Origin of the sequence: Streptomyces sp. SBT349, from assembly GCF_001083795.1 — a bacterium.
Taxonomy (GTDB): domain Bacteria; phylum Actinomycetota; class Actinomycetes; order Streptomycetales; family Streptomycetaceae; genus Streptomyces.
In genome coordinates this window covers 1-21,406 of record NZ_LAVK01000032.1, presented here as the reverse complement: position 1 = coordinate 21,406, position 21,406 = coordinate 1, and the positions used below count along the sequence as shown (strand labels likewise).

At 73.3% G+C, this 21,406-nt stretch carries 22 protein-coding genes and 1 pseudogene; 16 read left to right on the top strand and 7 right to left on the bottom strand.

Translation table 11 applies throughout. The annotated features are described in order from the left end of the window. Positions 1–61: 61 nt before the first annotated feature. Positions 62–1,522, top strand: coding sequence for a sensor histidine kinase (locus ADY01_RS06530; RefSeq protein WP_049567099.1), 1,461 nt, complete (start codon positions 62–64; stop codon positions 1,520–1,522). A gap of 28 nt (positions 1,523–1,550) precedes the next feature. Continuing rightward, positions 1,551–2,237 carry a response regulator gene (locus ADY01_RS06525; protein ID WP_049567097.1) on the top strand — a complete coding sequence of 229 codons (687 nt, stop codon included), beginning with the start codon at positions 1,551–1,553 and terminating at the stop codon, positions 2,235–2,237. Here the strand turns inward: ADY01_RS06525 and ADY01_RS06520 are convergent. Then, complete coding sequence (locus ADY01_RS06520; RefSeq protein ID WP_049567093.1) at positions 2,234–3,064, bottom strand: ABC transporter permease; 831 nt, start codon at positions 3,062–3,064, stop codon at positions 2,234–2,236. The two genes, ADY01_RS06525 and ADY01_RS06520, sit on opposite strands and share 4 nt — an antisense overlap. Further along, complete coding sequence (locus tag ADY01_RS06515; RefSeq protein ID WP_420715600.1) at positions 3,061–4,053, bottom strand: ATP-binding cassette domain-containing protein; 993 nt, start codon at positions 4,051–4,053, stop codon at positions 3,061–3,063. The genes ADY01_RS06520 and ADY01_RS06515 overlap by 4 nt, the downstream gene beginning before the upstream one ends. A gap of 222 nt (positions 4,054–4,275) precedes the next feature. Between ADY01_RS06515 and ADY01_RS06510 the strand changes: the two genes are divergently transcribed. Further along, positions 4,276–4,887 (top strand): PadR family transcriptional regulator, encoded by a 612-nt coding sequence (locus ADY01_RS06510; RefSeq protein WP_049567089.1) that lies wholly within the window; start codon positions 4,276–4,278, stop codon positions 4,885–4,887. 40 nt (positions 4,888–4,927) lie between these two features. On the opposite strand, the gene ADY01_RS06505 is transcribed toward ADY01_RS06510, so the two are convergent. Next, positions 4,928–5,767, bottom strand: a complete 840-nt coding sequence (locus tag ADY01_RS06505) for a helix-turn-helix domain-containing protein (RefSeq protein WP_078900060.1) — start codon at positions 5,765–5,767, stop codon at positions 4,928–4,930. A gap of 397 nt (positions 5,768–6,164) precedes the next feature. Between ADY01_RS06505 and ADY01_RS06500 the strand changes: the two genes are divergently transcribed. Beyond that, positions 6,165–6,653, top strand: a complete 489-nt coding sequence (locus tag ADY01_RS06500; RefSeq protein WP_420715599.1) for an ATP-binding protein — start codon at positions 6,165–6,167, stop codon at positions 6,651–6,653. 108 nt (positions 6,654–6,761) lie between these two features. Here ADY01_RS06500 and ADY01_RS06495 read toward each other — a convergent pair whose 3' ends face one another. The 3 genes from ADY01_RS06495 to ADY01_RS06485 form a co-directional block, all read right to left on the bottom strand. Beyond that, positions 6,762–6,998 (bottom strand): DUF397 domain-containing protein, encoded by a 237-nt coding sequence (locus tag ADY01_RS06495; protein WP_049567080.1) that lies wholly within the window; start codon positions 6,996–6,998, stop codon positions 6,762–6,764. A gap of 277 nt (positions 6,999–7,275) precedes the next feature. Next, the gene (locus ADY01_RS06490; RefSeq protein ID WP_049567077.1) at positions 7,276–8,490 is read right to left on the bottom strand and encodes a CobW family GTP-binding protein; all 1,215 of its coding nucleotides are present in this window, start codon (positions 8,488–8,490) and stop codon (positions 7,276–7,278) included. Next, the gene (locus ADY01_RS06485; protein WP_049567074.1) at positions 8,490–8,744 is read right to left on the bottom strand and encodes a type B 50S ribosomal protein L31; all 255 of its coding nucleotides are present in this window, start codon (positions 8,742–8,744) and stop codon (positions 8,490–8,492) included. The genes ADY01_RS06490 and ADY01_RS06485 overlap by 1 nt, the downstream gene beginning before the upstream one ends. Before the next feature lie 294 nt (positions 8,745–9,038). Between ADY01_RS06485 and ADY01_RS06480 the strand changes: the two genes are divergently transcribed. The 12 genes and pseudogenes from ADY01_RS06480 to ADY01_RS06425 all read left to right on the top strand — a co-directional run bounded on the left by ADY01_RS06480 (position 9,039) and on the right by ADY01_RS06425 (position 20,993). Beyond that, positions 9,039–9,596 (top strand): hypothetical protein, encoded by a 558-nt coding sequence (locus tag ADY01_RS06480; protein ID WP_049567072.1) that lies wholly within the window; start codon positions 9,039–9,041, stop codon positions 9,594–9,596. Next, positions 9,593–10,522: a hypothetical protein gene (locus tag ADY01_RS06475; protein ID WP_049567069.1), complete on the top strand. Its 930-nt coding sequence runs from the start codon at positions 9,593–9,595 to the stop codon at positions 10,520–10,522. Before ADY01_RS06480 ends, ADY01_RS06475 begins: the two co-directional genes overlap by 4 nt. Positions 10,523–10,642: 120 nt before the next feature. Then, positions 10,643–11,587, top strand: coding sequence for a DUF3048 domain-containing protein (locus ADY01_RS06470; protein ID WP_053170576.1), 945 nt, complete (start codon positions 10,643–10,645; stop codon positions 11,585–11,587). An 82-nt stretch (positions 11,588–11,669) separates the two neighbouring features. Continuing rightward, positions 11,670–13,595 carry an ABC transporter ATP-binding protein gene (locus ADY01_RS06465; protein ID WP_049567063.1) on the top strand — a complete coding sequence of 642 codons (1,926 nt, stop codon included), beginning with the start codon at positions 11,670–11,672 and terminating at the stop codon, positions 13,593–13,595. A 98-nt stretch (positions 13,596–13,693) separates the two neighbouring features. Further along, positions 13,694–14,692 (top strand): annotated as a pseudogene (gene mreB, locus ADY01_RS06460) (rod shape-determining protein MreB); the annotation flags it as partial. Positions 14,693–14,923: 231 nt separating this feature from the next. Beyond that, complete coding sequence (locus ADY01_RS06455) at positions 14,924–15,385, top strand: FluC/FEX family fluoride channel (RefSeq protein ID WP_049567060.1); 462 nt, start codon at positions 14,924–14,926, stop codon at positions 15,383–15,385. After that, the gene (crcB, locus tag ADY01_RS06450) at positions 15,382–15,741 is read left to right on the top strand and encodes a fluoride efflux transporter CrcB (RefSeq protein WP_049567057.1); all 360 of its coding nucleotides are present in this window, start codon (positions 15,382–15,384) and stop codon (positions 15,739–15,741) included. Before ADY01_RS06455 ends, crcB begins: the two co-directional genes overlap by 4 nt. A 140-nt stretch (positions 15,742–15,881) precedes the next feature. After that, on the top strand, positions 15,882–17,291 hold the full coding sequence (gene lpdA, locus ADY01_RS06445) for a dihydrolipoyl dehydrogenase (protein WP_049567055.1): 1,410 nt from the start codon (positions 15,882–15,884) through the stop codon (positions 17,289–17,291). A 61-nt stretch (positions 17,292–17,352) separates the two neighbouring features. Further along, positions 17,353–18,471: a sensor histidine kinase gene (locus tag ADY01_RS06440; protein WP_049567053.1), complete on the top strand. Its 1,119-nt coding sequence runs from the start codon at positions 17,353–17,355 to the stop codon at positions 18,469–18,471. After that, the gene (locus ADY01_RS06435; RefSeq protein WP_234320105.1) at positions 18,468–19,175 is read left to right on the top strand and encodes a response regulator transcription factor; all 708 of its coding nucleotides are present in this window, start codon (positions 18,468–18,470) and stop codon (positions 19,173–19,175) included. The genes ADY01_RS06440 and ADY01_RS06435 overlap by 4 nt, the downstream gene beginning before the upstream one ends. A 151-nt stretch (positions 19,176–19,326) precedes the next feature. Further along, positions 19,327–20,253, top strand: coding sequence for an ATP-binding cassette domain-containing protein (locus tag ADY01_RS06430; protein ID WP_049567049.1), 927 nt, complete (start codon positions 19,327–19,329; stop codon positions 20,251–20,253). Further along, the gene (locus ADY01_RS06425) at positions 20,250–20,993 is read left to right on the top strand and encodes an ABC transporter permease (protein WP_049567045.1); all 744 of its coding nucleotides are present in this window, start codon (positions 20,250–20,252) and stop codon (positions 20,991–20,993) included. The genes ADY01_RS06430 and ADY01_RS06425 overlap by 4 nt, the downstream gene beginning before the upstream one ends. A gap of 127 nt (positions 20,994–21,120) precedes the next feature. Here ADY01_RS06425 and ADY01_RS06420 read toward each other — a convergent pair. Beyond that, the coding region (locus ADY01_RS06420) for a zinc-binding dehydrogenase (protein WP_049567043.1) at positions 21,121–21,406 on the bottom strand (286 nt) is incomplete at its 5' end.

Here is a 21,406-nt window from a genome sequence, read left to right as displayed (position 1 = left end):
CAGTCATAGTCCTTACTTTCGTCAGTTCCGGGCCGGGTGGCGCGTTGCTAGCGTGACGGGAATGAAGCGCAGGTTCCTCCGAGTTCTTTTCTCCGATTCCGCCATTCCCGACGGACGCGTCTACCTGGCGAGCGCGGCCGTGACGAGTCTGCTGGGCCTGGTCGACGGGCTGAGCCACGCGCTGCTGATCGTCCTGACGTGCATCCTCAGTCTGATAGGCGGGCGCTGGACGAAGGAGCTGCGGCACTCGCAGTACATCTTCGCGATCCTGGTGGCCGCCGGCCTGCTCTTCGCCCTCCTCCTCGGGGGCTTGACCATATGGATCAACGTCCTGCTGCTCCAGTTCGCGACCGTCCTGCTGCCGTGGTGGGCCGGGAGCTGGTGGCAGCAGAGGACGCTGTTGCTCAGGGCCGGTTGGGCTCGCGCCGAGCAGCTCCAGCGGGAGAAGGTGCTCGCGGCCGAGCAGGCCCGGCTGCGGGAGCGCGCGAGGATCGCCCAGGACATGCACGATTCGCTGGGGCACGAGCTCAGCCTGATGGCCCTGGTCGCAGGGGGACTGGAGCTCTCCCCCGAGTTGGGCGAGACGCACCGGGCCACCGCCGCCCGGCTGCGCGCGGGAGCTGTGGCGGCCACCGAGCGGCTGCACGAGATCATCGGGCTGCTCGGTGAGCGGCACGAGGAGCCGACGGGGACGGCGGACGAGGACATCGCGGCCCTGGTGGAGCGGGCCCGGCTGTCCGGAGTGCCGGTGGTCCTCGAGCGGGACCACCGCGCCGGGGCGGCGGGGGAGGACGAGGCGGAGGAGTGGCCACCCGCGACCCGGCACGCCGCCCGCCGGGTGGTGCAGGAGTCCTTGACCAACGCGGTGAAGCACGCGCCGGGCGGGCCCATACGGGTCCGGGTGGAGGATTCGGCCGACGAGGCGGTGATCACCGTGGTCAACGGACCGCCGACGGAGACCACGTCCCCGGCGTCCGTCCGGGGCGGGACGGGGCTGATCAGCCTGGACGAGCGGACCCGCCTGGCGGGTGGGAGCCTGCGGGCCGGGCCGCACGGCGAGGGCTTCGAGGTGGTCGCCCGGCTGCCCCGGGTGCCGCCTCCGGCGGTGGGCGAACGGGAGGCACCGAAGGAGCGGTCCGATCCGCCCGAGGACCTGGCGGGGGCCGCGCGGCAGGTACGCCGTCATCTGCTGCTGGTCTCCACGCTGCCGCTCGCGGCTGCGGCGGCCTTGGTGGGTGTCCTGGTGACGCTGTATGTGCTCACGGTGATGACCACCTCGATGGAGCCCTCGGAGTTCGAGCGCATCCGGGTCGGGCAGCCGCGGGCCGAGCTGGCCGACATGCTGTCCGGAGGATTCAGCAACCCGTCGCCGCTGCTGGCGGAGCCGCCGGCCCTGCGGGGAGCGGTGTGCCAGTACTACCGGGTCGATGACAACGTCTTCGACCTGTCGAACACCACCTACCGGCTGTGCTTCGACGACGGGGATGTGCTGGTGTCCAAGGACACGCTCCACCAGAGATGACAGGGGGAGCCGGGGAAAGGAGGTACGGATGACAGGCGCTCTGCGGGTGCTGCTCGCGGACGACGAGGCGATGATCAGGGCGGGGGTGCGGGCGATTCTCGCCTCCGACGCGGAGATCGAGGTCGTCGCGGAGGCGGGGGACGGCCACCAGGCCGTCGAGCTGGCGCGGGCACACCGGCCGGACGTGGTGCTGCTCGACATCCGGATGCCGGGGACGGACGGGCTCACCGCGCTCTCGGAGCTGAGGTCGGTCGTGCCGAGTACGGCGGTGATCATGCTGACCACGTTCGGCCAGGACGAGTACATCACCCGGGCGCTGGACGAGGGCGCGGCGGGGTTCCTGCTGAAGGCGTCGGATCCCCGGGAGCTGATCGCGGGCGTGCACGCGGTGGCGGACGGCGCCTCCTGCCTGTCCCCGCGGGTGGCCCGCCGGGTGATCAGCGAGCTGCGGGCGGGAGCGGGAGCGCGGGGGCGCAGGGCGGCGGAGCTGACGGCGGCGCTCAGCGACCGGGAGCGCGCGGTGCTGGGCATGGTGGGCGAGGGCCTGTCCAACGCGGATATCGCCCGCCGCCTGTACCTGGTCGAGGGCACGGTGAAGAGCTATGTCAGCACGATCCTGAGCAGGCTTCACGTGAAGAACCGGGTACAGGCGGCGATCATCGCCTACGAGTCCGGGCTCGTGGGAGCGGGCGAGGGGGGCGGTGCGCGTGGCTAGGAGCTGAGTCGGCCGTAGCGGCCGATGGCGAGGGGGACGAAGACCGCGAGCAGGACCAGGGGCCATGCGACGGCCAGGGCGATGGTGTGTTCCGCCGCCCAGGTGCCGCTCTCCCAGCCGGGGTTGGCGAACAGGTCGCGGACGGCGCCCGCGGTGGCGGACATGGGATTCCAGTCGGCTATGACCCCCATCCAGCCGGGCATGGTGTCGGGGGAGGTGAAGGCGTTGGAGAGGAAGGCGACGGGCCAGACCAGGATCTGGACTGCCTGGACCATCTCCGGCTTCCCGGCGACCAGACCGAGGTAGATGCCGACCCAGAGCATGGCCAGGCGGAGGAGGAGCAGCAGTCCGATCGCGGCCAGCGCCTCGGCCGCCGTGCCGTGCCATCGCCAGCCGATGGCCCAGCCGGCGCAGAGCATGAACAGCAGGCTGCCGGCGGAGTTGAGCATGTCGAGGACGCTGCGGCCGACGAGAACGCAGGAGGGGGCGATGGGCATGGAGCGGAAGCGGTCCAGGACGCCGCGGTCGATGTCCTGAGTGATGGCGATCATGGTGGCTTCGAGGCCGAAGGCCATGGTGAGGGCGAGCATGCCGGGGACAAGGAAGTCGGTGTAGTCGCCGCCGCCCTCCACCGCCATGCCGCCGCCGATGAAGTAGGCGAACATCACCAGCATCATCACCGGGAAAAGGAGGCCCACGATGAGTTGTCCAGGCTGGCGGGCCCAATGGGCGAGACCCCGGCGGACCATGGTGGCCGAATCGGTGACGGCGCGCCGGGTGCGGCCGATCGGGACGGTCTGAAGGGGCGGGATGGTCTGGGAGGTCATGCGGCAGCCTTCCGCCGGTCGTCGGTCACGTGGAGGAAGACCTCGTCCAGGGTCGGCCTGCGGACGGCGATGTCTTCGGCGTCGATCCCCGCGTCGGCCAGGCCGCGGACGGTGGCCGTCAGCGCGGCCATCCGGTCGGTGACCGGGGCGCTCACCAGGCGGCGGTCGGGGTCGGTGGTGGTGTGCGGGGTCCCGACGGCGGCGCCGACGGCAGATGCGGCGGCGTCGACGCGGGCCGCGTCGCGCACGATGACGTCGATCCGGTCGGCGCCCACGGTGGCCTTGAGTTCGTCGGGGGTCCCCTCGGCGACCCGGCGTCCGCCGTCGATGACGGAGATCCGGTCGGCGAGCTGGTCCGCCTCCTCCAGATACTGGGTGGTGAGCAGCACGGTGGTGCCCGCGCCGGTCAGTGAGCGGATGGCGTTCCACACCTCGGTGCGGCCCCGCGGATCGAGGCCGGTGGTGGGTTCGTCCAGGAAGAGGATCGCCGGCCGCAGGATGAGGCTGGCGGCCAGGTCGAGGCGGCGGCGCATGCCCCCGCTGTACCGGCTCACGGCCTTCTTCCCGGTGTCGGCGAGGTCGAAGCGGTCGAGGAGTTCGTCGGCCCGGCGGGCGGCGCCGGAGCCGCCCAAGTGGTAGAGGCGGCCGAAGAGTTCGAGGTTCTGGCGCCCGCTGAGCTGCTCATCGAGCGCCGCGTGCTGGCCGAGCAGCCCGATGCGGTAGCGGATCCGGTCCGGGTCGACCGTCACGTCGTGCCCGGCGACCTCGGCCCGGCCGCCGGTGGGGCGCAGCAGGGTGGTGAGGATGCGGACCGCGGTGGTCTTGCCCGCGCCGTTCGGTCCCAGGACGCCGTGGACGGTGCCGCGGGCGACGGAGAGGTGAAGGCCGTCCAGGGCGGTCTTGGCCGCCTTGCCGGTGCCGAAGATCTTCGTCAGGTTCTCGGCGAGGATCGCCGGGCCTCCTTCGTTCGTGTCGTTCACATCGCTCACGGCGGTTGCTTCGCTTCCTTTGCGGGTGCGCATCCGTTCCCCTTTCGCGCGGCCCCGGAAGGCCACCGTCCCTCATTAGTCAAACTTGATTAGCCAAGCCCCGGGAGGGTAGCCGACCCGCCTTCACTAGTCAAACTTGATTACCATCGCGGTGAGAGACTGCTCTCACCGCGGATCCAGACCAGGACAGCGGATCAGGACACGGAGAAGGGGCGACCACGGATGTCGGTCATGCGGCTGCTGGTCCTCGGGGCGGTTCGCCAGCACGGCCGGGCCCATGGGTACCAGATCAGGAACGATCTGGAGTTCTGGGGCGCCCACCAGTGGTCGAACGCCAAGCCCGGGTCGATCTATCACGCGCTGAAGACGATGGCCAAGCAGGGACTGCTGGTCGCCCACGAGATCGCGCCGAGCACGGCCGGCGGCCCGCCGCGCACGGAGTACGAGCTGACCGACGCGGGCGAGGAGACGTATCTGGATCTGCTGCGGGAGTCGTTGCGCGCCCATGACGAGCGGATCGACGTGCTGACGACGGGCGTCGGCTTCATCGTGGACCTGCCCCGCGACGAGGCGGTCGCGCTGCTGAGGGAGCGCGTCGCGGCGCTGGACTCCTGGCGCGAGGAGGTGCTCAAGCACTGGACCCCGGAGGCCACCCCCGCCGAGTGGGGTCATATCGGGGAGATCATGCGCCTGTGGACCCATAACGCCGAGAGCAGTGCGGACTGGACACGCGGCCTGATCGAGCGCCTCGAGGGCGGCGCCTATGTGATGGCGGGCGAGGGGCGGCGCAGCGTCGACGTGCTGCCGGACGGCGTGGACAACCCGTTCGGCTGAGGTGGGCGGAGGGGCTCTCGCCCTACTCCCCCCGCGGCGCTCAGAGCGCCCGGCGGATGTCGCGGATCAGGCGGCGCGTGCCGCTCTCGTCCAGCGCCTCCGCGCCGAGCCGGTCGAGCACGACCTGGTAGGCGGCGACCTCCTCGCGCTTGTCCAGGTAGAGCGCGCCGGTGAGCTGCTCCACGTAGACCAGGTCGGGAAGCTCCATCTCCGCGAAGCGCAGCAGCGTGAACGCGCCCGACTCCGCGACATGCCCGCCCTTGCTGAAGGGCACCACCTGGAGCGTGACATTGGGGTGCTCGGAGAACTCGAGCAGCATCCCCAGTTGCTCGTCCATGACCTCGCTGCCGCCGAACGGCCGCCGCAGCGCCGCCTCGTCCAGCACGCAGTGCAGATGCGGCGCGCTCTCCGCGACCAGCAGCTTCTGCCGCCCCAGCCGCAGCGCGATCCGGCGGTCCACCTCGGCACGCGACGGTGTCCCCTTGTGCCCGCTGACGACGACCGCGTGCGCGTACGCCTCGGTCTGGAGCAGGCCGTGGACGAACTGAAGCTCGTAGGTCCCGATCCGCTCCGCCGCCGCCTCCAGGCCGACATAGGTCTGGAACCAGCTCGGCAGCACATCGCTGTAGCTGTGCCACCACCCCGACCTGCCCGAGGAACGCGCGAGGCCGAGCAGCGGTTCGCGCTCGGCCTCGTCGGTCACCCCGTAGAGAGTCAGCAGGTCCGCGACGTCGCGCGGCTTGAAGCTGACGCGTCCCAGCTCCATTCTGCTGATCTTCGACTCCGACGCCCGGATCGAATACCCGGCCTCCTCGCGGGTCACCCCGCAGGCCTCGCGCAGCCTCCGCAGCTGCGTTCCGAGCAGGATCCGGCGGACCATGGACCCGCTGGCCTGCTCACCGCCGGTGACGTTGGTATCGGTTCCCCCCGCCATCCGCTGAGTACTCATGTGCTCCCTGCCCTCATCGACTGCCGGAGCGAAGTCTGCCATCTCAGCGCTTCATTGGGTGTGCGCATGATTACAGTGGATCAAATTTTTTCGTGCACGTGCATCTTCCCTTGCATTTGCCGTAAGCCTTGGGAAGCATGAGTTCTACGCGCCGCCAGCCGGCGCGGCAGTACGGCCTCGACCGCTCGCCGGGCGAGGACGGGGTACGGGGGCTGTTCCGGACGGTCGGCCACCGTTGACAGCAGTGCCGCCGCAACGCCAGGAGTGCCGCGCCATGGGGACCAAAGGAACGCCCATGCTCGACTCATTAGGGCATCAGTTCCCGCCCGTGGACCTTCACACTCTGTCAGGCACCGCGACTCTCGGTCTCGCGGCGCGGCCCGAATCCGTCCGTCGCGCCCGCGACTTCACGCGCAGCACCCTGCACGGATGGCGGCTCCCCGAGCAGTTCGACGCGGTTGCCCTGGTCGTCTCCGAGTTGGTGACCAACGCCCTGCGGCACGGCGTCGCGGGCCGGCCGACGGCGTACGAGCCCAGGACCCACGGGTCCGCGGGCGGTGCCGCGGGCCGCGAACCGGCCGGGCACCCGACCGTGGAGCTGGAGCTGATGCGCTGCTCGGGCCGGCTGATCTGCGCCGTGCACGATCCGAGCAAGTCGGCGCCGCGCGTCGGCGAGATGGACGGCGTCGGCGAGTCCGGCCGCGGGCTCCACCTGGTGGAGTGCTTCAGTGACGGCTGGGGCTGGCGCACCCTCGCGGGCGAGCGGCACGGCAAGGTCGTCTGGGCGGTGTTCAGAACCGGCGGCCCAGGAGGCTGAGGGCCCGGAAGCCCGGGGTCGCCGAGGGTGAGGAATCGGCGAGGGATCGCTGAGGCGGGGATCGCCAAGCGCGGAACCGGGCGGGAACGCGGCGGCCGGGAGCGGGTGTCAGCCGATCAAGTGGTCGAACTCGCCCTCCTTGACGCCGCGCAGCAGCGCCTCCAACTCGGCCGAGGTGTAGACGAGCGCGGGGCCCTCGGGGAAGCGCGAGTTGCGCATGGCCACGTCGCCGCTGGGTAGTTTGGCGAACTCCGCGCAGGTGCCCTGTGAGTTGCTGTGGCTGCTCTTCAACCACACCACATCCCGGAGCTTGTGTGCGGCGATGCCGTTGTACGCGTCGGGCACTGGTCTCTCCCGGGTCGTGCGAGTGGTGCAAAGGGACCCCACGATCACCATGGGACCCAACTATCCCTGAGCATAACCTCGTTCACTTGCATATGCACGGGACAATGCACGTGCACGACACGCCGTTGCGATGTCACTACGCGTCGTCCAGGCCACCTGTGAGACGGCCGAACCCCCCTCCGGGTTCCCTCGCACCAGCGAATGGCGCAATTCGGCTCCTGGTACGACGGCCGCGGAACCGCACGTTCCATGACCGTTGAGGGGCGTCGGGGACCGCTCAGGAGACGGGATCCAGGAGATCGTCGAAGGCCGACGCCAGCCGGCGCCACGAGGACCGCCCCGCCGCGTACTCGCTCCGGGTCAGCAGGCAGGACGCCAGCACGCCCCGCAGCGCGCCGCGGTCAAGGCCCGGACCTGTGAAGACCAGGTGCTGGACGCGGTCGCCGTGCTCCGGATCCCAGTCGAGGGCCGCCGCGACGCGGCGCACCGGGGGAACCATCTCCCAGGCGGCGTCGGGCAGTGCGGCCAGCCAGGGCCCGGCGTTGTCCACGCACAGGGCGCCCCCGGCAGCATCCCACGACAGCAGCGTGTCCGGGCGGTCCGCCAGCCAGAATCGGCCGCGACTGCGCGGTGCCGCACAGGTCAGCTCCTCCAGCGCCGCGTACAGCCGCACCGGGTGGAACGGTCGCCGGTTGCGCCACACCATCGTCGAGACCCCGTGCTCCTCGGCCTCCTGGGGCAGCAGCGCGCTGGCGGGGTGCTGCCGCGCCGCCGCCTCCGCCACGTCGAACCCGGAGAGGGCCAGCCGGGGAAACGCCCCCGACGCGACCGCCACCCGGTGCGCCGTGGGGTGCAACTGGGCCAGCAGCGCCACATCCTCGTCCGTCGCGGCCCACGACCCCCCGCCGCCGATGTCACCGACGTCACCACCGCCGCCACTGCCGCCACCGCCGTCGCCCTCGTCCGCGAGGGCCAGGACCGTGGCGTACTCGATCTGCCGCGCCCAGGTGTCGGCGACCGTGCGGCGGTCGTTCGCCGCGGTGGCGAGGCCGCCGTCGGCGAGGTCGTCGCCGCAGCCGACATAGGCCGGCACCAGGGCCGGGTCCACCGCCGTCACGACCCCGGCCAGCCGCAGGCGCCCGGCGGCGTTCGCGGCGATCACCTCGGCCATGGACCGCGGCTCCACGGAGTCCCACAGCTCCACGACGGCGACCGTGCACCCGCCGCCGTCCGCCAGCCGCGTCAGCTCCGGCACCAGGTCGGCCCGAAGCGCGCAGCAGGCGCAGTCGTTCACCAGCGGGGCGGTCCTGCTGCCGAGCACGCCGCCGGCGTCCCTGACGCTGCTGGCGACCCGGTGCCCCGCGGCCCCGGACAGGTCGTGGTGGAGCGCGACGCTGCCGGGCAGGGCGCGCAGCAGCCGCTGGACGGCGGCCCCGCGCGCGTCGGCGTGCAGCCCGCCGACGAGCACGACGGGCAGTGCCGCGGACGGCATCAGCCGTCCTCGCGCTTGCCGTAGCGGCGCTCGAAACGCTCCACGCGCCCCGCGGTGTCCAGCACGCGCGCCGTCCCCGTATAGAACGGGTGGCTGGCCGAGGAGGTCTCCACGTCGATGACGGGGTACGTCCTGCCGTCCTCCCACTCGATCGTCCGGTCGCTTGTCGCGGTCGACCTGGTGAGGAAGGCGAAGCCGGCGGCCCGGTCCCGGAACACGACCGGCCGGTACTCGGGGTGGATTCCGTCCTTCATCGTCCAAGCTCTCCTCTCACACCGTTTCCGAAGGCCGCCTACGAGTACCCTCTGCTCGCGCCGGATCCCGCGACGACCGGATCCACTATACAAAAACGGAAACCATTTTCAATAAGAGGAGAATCACACCACCCGCGGCGTCGCCGTCCCCGCGGGTGCGCGCCCGCGCCGGAGGGGCCCGAGCCGTGTCACGACCCTGACACGGTGCCTCCCGAGCCCCTCCTCCCCGTCAGACCCCCGCGCTACCCTGACGGCCGTAATGAGGGGGCTCACGGGACTCAGAGGCTGGGGACAATGCCACGCATCCGGACCACACTGGCCACCTTCGCGGCCCTGGCCGCGCTGACCACGGCCGTCGCCGGGTGCTCCTCGGAGGACGAGCCCGAGGACATCGACGGAACGGTGGACGCCGCCGAGCCCTCCGGGGAGGAGAGCGGCGACGCGGAGGCCGAGGCCGAGCTCACCGCTCTCTACGGCCGGTACTGGGACGCCATGACCGCCCTGGAGAACGCCACCGAGATGGACAGCGCCGCGCTGGACGGCATCGCCACCACCGGGGTGGTCGAGACCCAGCTCGGGCGGGTAAGTGCCTTCAAGGACAACGACATCCACCGCCAGGGGGAGCCGGTGATCGAGAGTGTCACGGTCGCGGTCGACGGCGACGCGGCCACCATCCAGTCCTGCAAGAGCGAAGCCGACTGGGCCTTCCTGGAGAACGGCGAGGTCAACCCGGCGTTGCTGCCCGAGGAGCTCATGGAGCCGCACCCGTACGTGGTCGGCGCCGAACGGTCCGAGGACGGCTGGCTGATCAGCCGGATCATGCGCAACGACCAAGCGACGATCTCGTGTTGAGACGCGCGCGAACGGGGCCCCCGCGGCGGGCGCACGGCCCGCGGGTCCTCGCTCCGCTCACCACCGCTCTGCTCACCACCGCTCTGCTCACCACCGGCCTGCTCGCGCTGGGCGGCGCCGCCCTGGCCGCCGCCGAGGGCCCCGTCACCTGCACGGCCCCCGGGCCCACCGGCGACGTCGTCATCATCGACTGCGAGGACCCCGGGGAGAACGACCCGGGCGACGAGGGGGACGACGGCTCGGGGGACGGCACGCCCGCGTGCGACCTGAGCCAGGTCGAGGGCCTCGGCAAGCCCGACGCCAGCCGGTGGTGCGAGGGCCAGAACGCCTGCTGGGCCAACATCCCCTCCTCCGTCTACCCCGACCCCGCGGACTGGCCCGAGGGCCGGCCGACTCCCGAGTCGGTCTACATCTACAAGGAGTGCCGCTCCCCGGCGGGCGAGGTCGTCGTCTCGGAGTGGACCTGGCACGAGCCCGAGGGGCCGTCGCTCGAAGAGCTGGCCCGGCAGGCGTACGGCCTGCTCGCCCCGCCGGACTTCGGCCTCGCGTTCAGCCCGCCCGAGCAGTCGGTGATCTTCGTCGAGACCTGGTGGTGGGCCGCGGGCGCGGGCGGCGAGATCGTCGGCAGTTCGGCGCTCGGCGTCCGGGCGGTGGGCACCCCGAGCCACATCGAGGTGGATCCGGGCGACGGCAGCGGCGCGGTGACGTGCCCGTTCGTCACCTCCGAGGCCGACACCTGCGCGCACACCTACGAGCGGGCCGAGTCCGACCCGGGCTACGCGGCGCGGGCCCGGCTGGTCTACGACGTCCACTACGAGCAGAACGGCAACGCGCTGGACTTCCCCGCCCTCCCCGACGCCCTGGAGAGCGCGTGGGCGGGGACCACCGTGCCGGTCGTGGAGTCGCAGGCGGTCGTGGTGCGCTGACCGCCCCGGCGAGCCGGGGCGGGGCGACGCGGCGGGCCCGACCGCGACGGACTCACTCGGGCGGCGCAGCCGCGCCATCCGTGGTCCACTGGCCGAAACCGGCCAGAAGGGGTGATATCGGTGACGAGATCAGCGCACGCCCTGGCGGTCGCCGCCGCACTCGCCGCGCTGGCGGTCGGCTGCACGGGCACCGAGGAGAACGGCGGCCGGGGGACCGAGTCGCCGGACGGGCACAGGTCGCCGTTCACCGGGGAGCCGGCCGAGGCCGGGCGGCCCGTGCTCGCGATCAAGGTGGACAACGCGCCCGAGGCCCGCCCGCACACCGGGCTCGACGCGGCCGACCTCATCTATGTGGAGCCGATCGAGGCCGGGTTCAGCCGGTTGGTCGCGATCTACTCCTCCGACGTGCCCGACCTGGCCGGCCCGGTGCGCAGCGCCCGGGAGTCGGACCTCGACCTGCTGCGGCAGTTCGGCGAGCCCGCGCTGGCGTTCTCCGGCGCGCAGCGGGCGGTGCTTGACGCGATCGCCGACGCGCCGGTGTTCGACGAGCCGCCCGACGCGTTGCCCGACGCCTATGAGCGCCACGACGACCGGGAGGCCCCGCACAACCTGTTCGTCCACCCCCGGGCCGTCCTGGACGCGGCGCCCGACGCGAGCGACGCCCGCGACATCGGCTTCCGCTTCGGCGCGGCCCCCGGCGGAGGGGCCCCGGAGACCGAGCGAAGCGTCTCGTACCCCAACGCCGAGTTCACCTTCACCTGGTCACCGGACGAGAAGCGGTGGCGGGTCGCGCTCGACGGCGACGAGACGGATGTGACGCCGGCGACGGTGGTGCTCCAGGAGGTGGAGGTCACCGAGTCGGACCTGCACGACGTCAACGGGAACTTCACCCCGTTCACCGAGACCGTCGGCTCGGGGGACGCGACGGTGCTGCGCGGCGGGCAGGCGTTCGAGGCCGAGTGGGACCGGGACCACAAGGACGAGGGCACGGACTTCACGACGCCGGACGGGGAGCCGATGACGTTCGCCGAGGGCCAGGTGTGGGTGGTGTTCGTGCCGCGCTGAGCGGGCCGAGGGGACCCGCCGGGGGGCGGGCGGCTGACCCGCGCTTGACTTAAAGGATTCTTGAGGTTCTAGGCTTCCCCTCATGAGCATGGAGATGACCGCCTGGAACGCGATGTACAACGCCAGGCACGCCAAGGACGACCAACGGCCCTTCTCGAAGGAGACCTTCCGGCGCATCGGCGGGTTCGCACGCCCTCACCGGAGGGCGCTGGTCGCCTTCCTGGTGCTCAGCGTCGCCACCGCGCTGCTGGCGGTGGCCACACCCGTGCTCGCGGGCCGGGTGGTCAACGCCATCAGCGACGGCGCCGCCGAGTCCACCGTCGTCCGCCTCGCGCTGCTGATCGCCGCCATCGCGCTGGCCGAGGCGGGCATCGGCCTGGCCGCCCGCTGGCTGTCGGCCCGCATCGGCGAGGGCCTGATCCTCGACCTGCGCACCACCGTCTACGACCACGTCCAGCGGATGCCCGTGGCGTTCTTCACCAGAACGAGAACCGGCGCCCTGGTCAGCCGCCTCAACTCCGACGTCATCGGCGCCCAGCGCGCCTTCAGCGGCACCCTCTCCGGCGTGCTGAGCAACGTCGTGATGCTGCTCCTCGCCCTCGGCGTCATGGTCTCCATCAGCTGGCAGATCACCCTGCTGGCCCTCGCGCTGCTGCCCGTCTTCGTGCTTCCGGCGCGCCGCATGGGCGCCCGCCTCGCCCGCCTGTCCCGCGAGGCGGCCAACCACAACGCGGTGATGTCCACGCAGATGACCGAGCGGTTCTCCGCGCCGGGCGCGACGCTGGTCAAGCTGTACGGGCGCCCGGCCGAGGAGTCGGCCGAGTTCGCCGCTCGGGCCGGGCGCGTGCGGGACATCGGCATCCGCACCGCCATGCTCCAGATGGTCTTCGTCACCGCGCTCACCCTCGTCTCCGCGCTGGCGCTCGCCCTGGTCTACGGGCTCGGCGGCTTCTACGCGCTGCGCGGCAGCCTCGACCCGGGCGCGGTCGTCGCGCTCGCCATGCTGCTGACGCGCCTCTACGCCCCGCTGACCTCGCTGGCCAGCGCCCGCGTCGAGGTGATGAGCGCCCTGGTCAGCTTCCAGCGGGTGTTCGAGGTGCTCGACCTGAGGCCGCTGATCGAGGAGCGCGCCGACGCGCGGCCCGTGCCCGAGGGGCCCGTGTCGGTCGAGTTCGACGCCGTGGACTTCGCCTACCCCGCGGCCGACCGGGTCTCGCTCGCCTCCCTGGAGGAGGTCGCCACGCTGGACACCCGTGGCGGCGACCAGGTCCTGCACGGCGTCTCGTTCCGCGTCGAGCCGGGCCGGCTGGTCGCGCTGGTCGGCTCCTCGGGCGCGGGCAAGTCCACCATCGCGCAGCTCGCGCCGCGCCTGTACGACGCCGACGCGGGCGCCGTCCGGGTGGGGGGCGTCGACGTGCAGGACCTGACGGCCGATTCGCTGCGCGCCACGCTCGGCCTGGTCACCCAGGACGGGCATCTCTTCCACGACACCATCCGCGCCAATCTGCTGCTCCCCCGCCCGGACGCGGACGACTCCGAGGTGTGGGACGCGCTGCGCCGCTCGCGCCTCGACGCGCTGGTCGCCTCGCTGCCCGACGGCCTCGACACGGTGGTCGGCGAGCGCGGGTACCGGCTCTCGGGCGGCGAGCGGCAGCGCCTCACCATCGCCCGGCTGCTGCTGGCCCGCCCGCGGGTGGTGATCCTGGACGAGGCCACCGCGCACCTGGACGCCACCTCGGAGGCCGCCGTGCAGGAGGCCCTGGGCGAGGCGCTGGCCGGGCGCACCTCGGTGGTCATCGCGCACCGGCTCTCCACGGTGCGGGCGGCCGACGAGATCCTGGTGATCGAGGGCGGCCGGATCGTGGAACGCGGCACCCACGAGTCCCTGTTGGCCGCGGGCGGCCGGTACGAGGAGCTGTACACGACGCAGTTCGACACGGGGCTCGACGGCGGGCTCGGCGGCGGGCTCGACCCACGCGAGGAGCCCGCCGCGACGCCCGCGGGCTGACGGGCCGTCGCGCGTGCGCGCCGCCTCCGGCGAAGGCGCTCCCCCGGTCGGCGCACTCCAGCGGGCGGGCCCTGTCCCGGGCACACAACATGATCAGTATGACCCTCACGCTTGATCACCTGCGCCGCTGCACCGTGGCCGCCGACCTCGGTGCGGCGCGCACGCGTGTCTACCTGAAACAGACCGGCCTGATCGTCGACGAGCCCTCCGTTGTCGCCGTGAACACCAAGACCGGCGCGCTGATCGCGGTCGGCACGCCCGCGGAGCGGATGTCGGGCCGCACGCCCGCCAACATCCGCGTCGTCCGCCCCATCGTCGGCGGAACCGTGGTGGACATCGACATGGCCCAGCGCATGCTGCGCGCCATGGTCGGCGCCAAGCTCCGCCGGGCCTGGCGCTTCCGGCCGATGCTGCGCGCCGCCGTCTGCATCCCGCACGACGCCGACCCCCTCGCCCGGCGGGCGGCGCTGGAGACCCTGGTCGGCCTCGGCGCGCGCCGTGTCGAGCTGGTCGACAGCCTGATCACCGCCGGGGTGGGCTGCGGCCTGCCGGTCGAGGAGCCGGAGGCCACCCTGATCATCCAGGTCGGCGCGGCCACCACCGAGATCGCGGTGCTCTCCCTCGGCTCGATCGTCGCCGCCGACAAGGTGGCCATGGGCGGCGAGACCATCGACCGCGCCCTGGTCCAGCACCTGCGGAACCAGCACGAGATGCTGCTGCCCAGCCAGGCCGTCCGCCCCCTGCACCGGGCGCTGGCGGGGGCGGTGCCGCAGATGACCGAGGTCGCGGGCCGCGATGTCGCCACCGGCCTCGCCCGCACGGTGAAGGTGGACCCGGAGGAGCTGCGGGCCGCCGCCCAGCCGCCGGTGACCGGGCTGCTCGACGCGATCCGCGCCGTGCTGCACCGCTGCCCGCCCGACCTGGTCGCCGACCTCGCCGAGCGCGGCGTGATGCTCACCGGCGGCGCGGCCGAGCTGCCGGGTCTCGACACCATGATCCGCGACAGCACCGGAATGCCCGTCAACATCGCCGAGGAGCCCGCGCTCTGCGCCGTCCAGGGCCTCGGTTCGCTGATCGAGGGCAGGGACAGGCCGCTGTCGCGCAGGGGCGTGCGCCCCGGCCGCGGCTCGCGGCGCCAGGAGCGCCAGGAGCGCCAGCGGCGCCGCCGGGCCGAGGCGTTCACGGCCGGGGCGGTCGCCGACACCGAGCCGTTCGACCCGATGGCGGCCGACCCGGATCCCGAGCCCGGGCTCGACGACGGGATCGCGTCGGGAGCCAGGTCGGGAAGCGCCCCGCTCTGACGCCCGGCCCGCGTAGCATGCCGGGCGATGAACGCGCCCGAGCCCCCCGAGCCCCCCGAGCCCCGGCGGCCTCCGCCGCCGGGGCCGGGGCCGCGCCCGTGGGGGCCCGTCCTCGCCGCCGTCGCCGCGGGCGGCGCCCTCGGCACGGCCGCCCGGTACGGCGCCTACCTGCTGTGGCCCACGACCCGGCACGGCTTCCCCTGGACCACGCTCCTGATCAACGTGGTGGGGTGCGCGCTGATCGGCGTGCTGATGGTGCTGGCCACCGAGGCGTTCGCACCGCACCGGCTGGTGCGCCCCTTCCTCGGCACCGGCGTGCTGGGCGGGTTCACCACGTTCTCCACGTACGCGCAGGACGCCGAGCACCTGCTGACCGGCGGCCCGGCCCCGGCCGGACTGCTGTACCTGGGCGCGACGCCGCTCGCGGCGCTGGCGGCGGTGTGGCTCGCCGCGGCGGCGACACGGAGGCTGGCCGGGGTGGCGCGGTGAACCACTGGCTGCTGGTCGTGGCGGGCGGCGCGGTGGGCGCTCCGCTGCGGTACCTGACCGACCAGGCGGTGCGCGCCAGGCTCGGCGACGCCTTCCCCTGGGGGACGCTCGCGGCCAACGTCGCGGGCTGCGCGCTGATCGGCCTCCTGACGGGCGTCGCCACCGAGGCCCGCCTCCTCCTGGCCACCGGCCTGTGCGGCGCGCTGACGACGTACTCGACGTTCTCGTGGGAGACGCTCCGCCTCGCGGAGAGCGGCGCCCGCCCGCGCGCCGCGGCCAACGCGGCCACGAGCCTCGCCGCGGGCCTGGCCGCGACGGCCGCGGGAACGGTGCTCGCCGAGGCGTGGTGGGCGTAGGCGCGGGGGACCGGTGCCGTTCGGCGGCCCGTGACCGGCGGCGGGGGTCCCCGGCCGCGCGGGGGCCCGCGGGGGTGGTCTCATGGTGCGGGAGAATGGTCACGAACACCGTGCGAGTGCGAGAGAAGGCGTGAGGGTTCATGAGCACGCACTACGACGTCGTCGTCCTGGGCGCAGGGCCAGGGGGCTACACCGCGGCCGTCCGCGCCAGCCAGCTCGGGCTGCGGGCCGCGGTCATCGAGGAGAAGTACTGGGGCGGTGTCTGCCTGAACGTCGGGTGCATCCCCTCCAAGGCGCTGCTGCGCAACGCCGAGCTGGCGCACCTCTTCACCCATGAGGCCGCGACGTTCGGCATCCGGTCGACCGGCGATGTCACGTTCGACTACGGCGCCGCGTACCAGCGCAGCCGCAAGGTGGCCGAGGGCCGCGTCAACGGCGTGCACTACCTGATGAAGAAGAACGGCATCACGGAGTACGACGGGCTCGGCACGTTCACCGACCCGCACACCCTCCAGGTGGCGCTGACCGCGGGCGGCACGGAGACCGTGACGTTCGACCACTGCGTCATCGCCGCGGGCGCCACCACGCGGCTGCTCCCCGGCACCTCGCTCAGCGAACGCGTCGTCACCTACGAGGAGCAGATCCTCAGCGAGACGCTGCCGGGCAGCATCGTCATCGCGGGAGCGGGCGCGATCGGCGTCGAGTTCGCCTATGTCCTGCACAACTACGGGGTGAAGGTCACCATCGTCGAGTTCCTCGACCGCATGGTGCCGCTGGAGGACGCCGAGGTCTCCAAGGAGCTCGCCCGCCAGTACCGCAAGCTCGGCATCCAGGTCCTCACCTCCACCCGCGTCGACGCCATCGACGACTCCGACACGAGCGCGCCCGTCCGCGTCACCGTGACCAACGCCAAGGGCGAGCAGCAGACGCTGGAGGCCGACAAGGTCCTCCAGGCCATCGGCTTCGCGCCGCGGGTCAGCGGCTACGGCCTGGAGAACACCGGGGTCGCGCTCACCGAGCGGAAGGCCATCGACATCGACGGCCGGGGCCGCACCAGCGTTCCGCACATCTTCGCCATCGGCGACGTGACCGCGAAGCTGATGCTGGCGCACGCGGCCGAGACGATGGGCGTCATCGCGGTCGAGACCATCGCGGGCGCGGAGACGATGGAGGTGGACTTCACGATGATCCCGAGGGCCACCTACTGCCAGCCGCAGATCGCCAGCTTCGGCTTCACGGAGGAGCAGGCCCGCGAGCGCGGCTTCGACGTGAAGGCCGTCAAGTTCCCCTTCACGGCCAACGGCAAGGCCCACGGCCTCGGCCAGCCCTCCGGGTTCGTCAAGATCATCAGCGACAACCGGTACGGCGAGCTCCTCGGCGCGCACCTCATCGGCCCCGAGGTCACCGAGCTGCTGCCCGAGCTGACCCTCGCCCAGCAGTGGGACCTCACCGTCCACGAGGTCGCGCGCAACGTCCACGCCCACCCGACGCTGGGCGAGGCGGTGAAGGAGGCGATCCACGGCCTGGCCGGACACATGATCAACATGTGACGGCCCCCGCGTACTCCGCTCGGCGTACGTGCCCGTCGCCCCGCGCGCCTACGGTGGGGGGATGGGCAAGGAACTGCTGCTCACGCTGGCCGTCGGTGCGCTGACCGCCGCCGACCTGGCCTCCAACGTGACCGGCTCCCGCGAGGACGACTGGGTGAGCTGGGCCGTGTTCGCCGTCTCGGCCGTCGCGCTCCTCGGTCACCGCCGCCGCCCCCTCGCGGCGGCGGTGGTGACCGGCGCGGGGTCGCTGACCTGGACGGTCCTCGGCCACCTCGGGGAGCTGCTCAACCTCCCCGCGATGGTCTGCCTCTACTACGTCGCGGAACGCGGCGACCGCCGCCGCACCCTGCGGGTCGCGGTGGTCGCCGCGCTGCTGTCGGGCGCCGCCGCCGTGGTGGCGGGTCAGGAGACGGGCCGCCCGGTGCCCTCGCCCGTGCTGGAGATGGCGATCCCGCTGGTCCCGCTGCTGCTGGGCGAGGTGATCCGCGGGCGGCACGAGCTGGCGCGCCGGGCCGACCAGGAGCGCGCACGCGAGACCGCGCGCCGGGTGAGGGAGGAACGCGTCAGGATCGCCCGCGAGCTGCACGACGTCATCGCCCACACCGTCACGGCGATGACCGTGCAGGCCGGGGTCGCCCTCGAAGCGCTCGACACCAGGCCGGAGCTGGCCAGAACGGCGCTGCGCCAGGTCCGCGCCTCGGGCCGGGAGGCGGTGCGCGAGCTGCGGACGACGGTGACGATCCTGCGCGACGAGCCGGGCGGGCCGGGGGAACCGGGCACGGCGGGCGAGCCGGTCGCGCCCGCGCCGCGTCTCGAACAGCTCCCCGAACTGGTCGGGCGCGCTCCGCTGGACGTGACCCTGCACCACACGCCGGGCGACGCGCTGCCGCCCGTGGTGGAGCTGGCCGCGTACCGCATCGTCCAGGAGGCCCTGACCAACGTGGTGAAGCACTCCGCCTCCCGGCACGCCGCCGTCTCGGTGCGGACGGTGGCCGGGGGGAGCCTGCTGGTCGAGGTGGTGGACGAGGGGCCGTCCGCGCCGCGCCCCGGCACCGGGTTCGGGCTGCTCGGGATGCGGGAGCGGGCCGCGGCGGTGGGCGGCAGCCTGGAGTACGGCGCGCTGCCCTCGGGCGGGTTCCGCGTGCGCGCCACCCTGCCGACCCGTCAGGAGGCGCGTTGACCGGCGAGCCGGGGGGCGCGCGGATCCGCGTCGTCCTCGCCGACGACCAGACGGTGGTGCGGGCCGGGTTCCGCGCGCTGCTCGATCTGACGGACGACCTGGTGGTGGTCGCGGAGGCGGCCGACGGCGGGGCGGCGGTCGAGGCGGTCCGCACCACCCGCCCCGACGTGGTGCTGATGGACATCCGCATGCCCCGCGTGGACGGCCTGGAGGCGACCCGGCGGATCGCGGCCGACCCCGCGCTGGACGCGGTGCGGGTCCTGGTGCTGACGACGTTCGAGGCCGACGAGTACGTCTTCGAGGCGCTGCGCGCCGGCGCGGCGGGCTTTCTGCTCAAGGACATCGAACCGGGCGAGCTGCGCGAGGCGATCCGCACGGTGGCCGGTGGCCGCAGCCTGCTGGCGCCCTCGGTGACACGGCGGGTGATCGAGGAGTTCGCCCGCCTGCGCACCCCGCTGGCCGACGGCGCCGCGCGGCTGGCGCCGCTGACCGTCCGCGAGCGCGAGGTGATGGCGCAGGTGGCGGCGGGCCTGTCCAACGAGGAGATCGGCGCGCGGCTGCTGATGTCCCCGCTGACCGCCAAGACGCACGTCAGCCGCGCCATGACCAAGCTCGGCGCCCGCGACCGCGCGCAGCTGGTGGTCCTCGCCTACGAGACGGGCCTGGTCCGCGCGGGCGAGCGGCCCGGCGGCGGCGCCGCCTGACCCCGGCACCCGGGACGCCGCCCTCGGCCCGCTGGACGAACGGGTCGCCGCCGTCGCCGCTGCCGCCGGCGTGCGGGCTACTCCCGGCGGGGTAGCGGCCGACTCCCCGCGGCGGATTCCGGGGGAGCGAGGGCTGCCTAGCGTCGTTCCCGTGATTGACATACACGAGCTCACCAAGCGGTACGGCGCCGAGCGCGCCGTCGACGGGCTCTCGTTCACGGTGCGGCCGGGCCGGGTGACCGGGTTCCTCGGGCCGAACGGGGCCGGGAAGTCCACCACCATGCGCATGATCCTGGGCCTCGACGCCCCGACCGCGGGCAGCGCGCTCGTCGGCGGGCGCGCCTACCGGGAGCTGTCCGCGCCCCTGCGCACCGTCGGCTCGCTGCTGGACGCCAAGGGCGTGCACGGCGGCCGTTCCGCCTGGCACCACCTCGCCGGGCTGGCCGCGGCGAGCGGCATCGGGCAGCGCAGGGTGGACGAGGTGCTGGGGATGGTCGGCCTCGACGCGGGCACGGCCAGGAAACGCGCCAAGGGCTTCTCGCTCGGCATGGGCCAGCGGCTGGGCATCGCCGCGGCGCTGGTCGGCGATCCCGAGGTGCTGATCCTGGACGAGCCGGTGAACGGCCTGGACACCGAGGGCATCCGCTGGATCAGGGACCTGATGAGGTCGCTCGCGGCGCAGGGGCGGACGGTGTTCCTCTCCAGCCACCTGATGAGCGAGATGGAGCTGACGGCCGACCACCTGGTCGTGATCGGGCGCGGCAGGCTGCTGGCGGACATGCCGATGCGGGAGTTCATCGAGTCGCACTCGGCGGGCGGGACGCTGGTCCGCGCGGCGGAGGCGGAACGGATGCGGGCGCTGCTGGAAGGCGCGGGCGCCCGGGTGAGCCCCGACCCGCGCGGCGGCTGGCTGGTCGAGGCCCTGGACGCGGCGGCGATCGGCGAACTGGCCCGCGCGCACGGCGTGGCGCTGAGCGAACTGACGCCGCGGCTCTCCTCGTTGGAGGAGGTCTACACGGCGATGGCCGCGGCCTCCGCCGAGTACCGGGCCACGGCGGGCGCGGAGGTGGCGCGGTGAGGACGTTCCCGAGGGCGCTGGCCTTCGAGTGGATCAAGTTCCGCAGCGTGCGGTCCACGGTGTGGACCACGGCGGTGATGGCCGCGCTCCCGGTGCCAGGAGCGGCGTTCGTCGCCGCGACCGAGAGCCTCCAGCCGGACGACACGGTGCTCGGGGGCAGCCTGACCCTCTCCGTTCCCGCGCTGATGCTGGCCGCGGTGGTGGGGGTGCTGACGGTCTCGGGCGAGTACGGAAGCGGCACGATCGCGACCACGTTCGCCGCGGTGCCGCGACGTTCCACGGTGCTGGCGGCCAAGGCGGCGTTGCTGGCGGGGCTGCTGTTCGCGCTGGCGCTGCCGTCCGCGGCGGGGGCCTACCTGGTCGGGGGCGCGATGCTGGACGACGGCTACGCGCAGGGCGACCCGTTGCCCGCGCTGTTCGGGGTGGCGGCGGTGTTCTCGGTGGCGGGGCTCCTCGGCCTCGCGGTGGGCACGCTGATCCGCCACGCGGCGGGCGCCGTCACCGCCGTGGTGGCCGGGCTGCTGCTCCCGTCGATGCTGGGGCCGCTGTTCGGGGACGCGGAACGGTGGGTGGCCGGGACCTCCCCGACCGCGGCGCTGGAGAAGCTGATCCAGACCTCGGACGCGACGGCGGAGGCGGTGGGCTCGCTCGGCCCCTGGCCGTCGCTGCTGCTGATCACCGGCTACACCACCCTCGCCCTCCTCGCCGCCACGGCCGCCCTCCGCACGAGAGACGCCTGACGGCCCGCCGGGGCGCGCGTTCGCCCCCCGGCGGCGGACCGCTCGCGTCCCGGCGGACCGCTCGCGTCCCGCGAGGGGCGCGCGACGAGGGGCGCGCGGCCGTGGCCGGCCACCGTGGGGCGGAGGCTTACGGGAGCAGCAGCGTCTTGCCGGTCGTGCGGCGGGTCTCGATCGCCGTGTGCGCCTCGGCCGCGGCGGTCAGCGGGTACGTCTGGCCGATCAGCGGGCCGACGGCTCCCACCGCCGCCGCGTCCAGCGCCTCGGCCAGCCGCGCGACCCGCTCCTCCGGGGGCAGCTGAAGGTCCTGGATGCCCCGCGGGGTGATGCCGCGGCGAGCGGCATCACCGGGGTCGGGGACGGCGAAGCCCCCGCTCGGGGAGCCGTGGTGGGAGACCCGGCCGCCGTCGGCCGCG

Excerpts from the sequence above, each read along its gene's own strand:
- ADY01_RS06530 (WP_049567099.1), top strand. The coding sequence starts at position 62 with ATGAAGCGCAGGTTCCTCCGAGTTCTTTTCTCCGATTCCGCCATTCCC.
- ADY01_RS06525 (WP_049567097.1), top strand. The coding sequence starts at position 1,551 with ATGACAGGCGCTCTGCGGGTGCTGCTCGCGGACGACGAGGCGATGATC.
- ADY01_RS06520 (WP_049567093.1), bottom strand. The coding sequence starts at position 3,064 with ATGACCTCCCAGACCATCCCGCCCCTTCAGACCGTCCCGATCGGCCGC.
- ADY01_RS06510 (WP_049567089.1), top strand. The coding sequence starts at position 4,276 with ATGTCGGTCATGCGGCTGCTGGTCCTCGGGGCGGTTCGCCAGCACGGC.
- ADY01_RS06505 (WP_078900060.1), bottom strand. The coding sequence starts at position 5,767 with ATGGTCCGCCGGATCCTGCTCGGAACGCAGCTGCGGAGGCTGCGCGAG.
- ADY01_RS06490 (WP_049567077.1), bottom strand. The coding sequence starts at position 8,490 with ATGCCGTCCGCGGCACTGCCCGTCGTGCTCGTCGGCGGGCTGCACGCC.
- ADY01_RS06485 (WP_049567074.1), bottom strand. The coding sequence starts at position 8,744 with ATGAAGGACGGAATCCACCCCGAGTACCGGCCGGTCGTGTTCCGGGAC.
- ADY01_RS06480 (WP_049567072.1), top strand. The coding sequence starts at position 9,039 with ATGCCACGCATCCGGACCACACTGGCCACCTTCGCGGCCCTGGCCGCG.
- ADY01_RS06465 (WP_049567063.1), top strand. The coding sequence starts at position 11,670 with ATGAGCATGGAGATGACCGCCTGGAACGCGATGTACAACGCCAGGCAC.
- ADY01_RS06455 (WP_049567060.1), top strand. The coding sequence starts at position 14,924 with ATGAACGCGCCCGAGCCCCCCGAGCCCCCCGAGCCCCGGCGGCCTCCG.
- lpdA (WP_049567055.1), top strand. The coding sequence starts at position 15,882 with ATGAGCACGCACTACGACGTCGTCGTCCTGGGCGCAGGGCCAGGGGGC.
- ADY01_RS06440 (WP_049567053.1), top strand. The coding sequence starts at position 17,353 with ATGGGCAAGGAACTGCTGCTCACGCTGGCCGTCGGTGCGCTGACCGCC.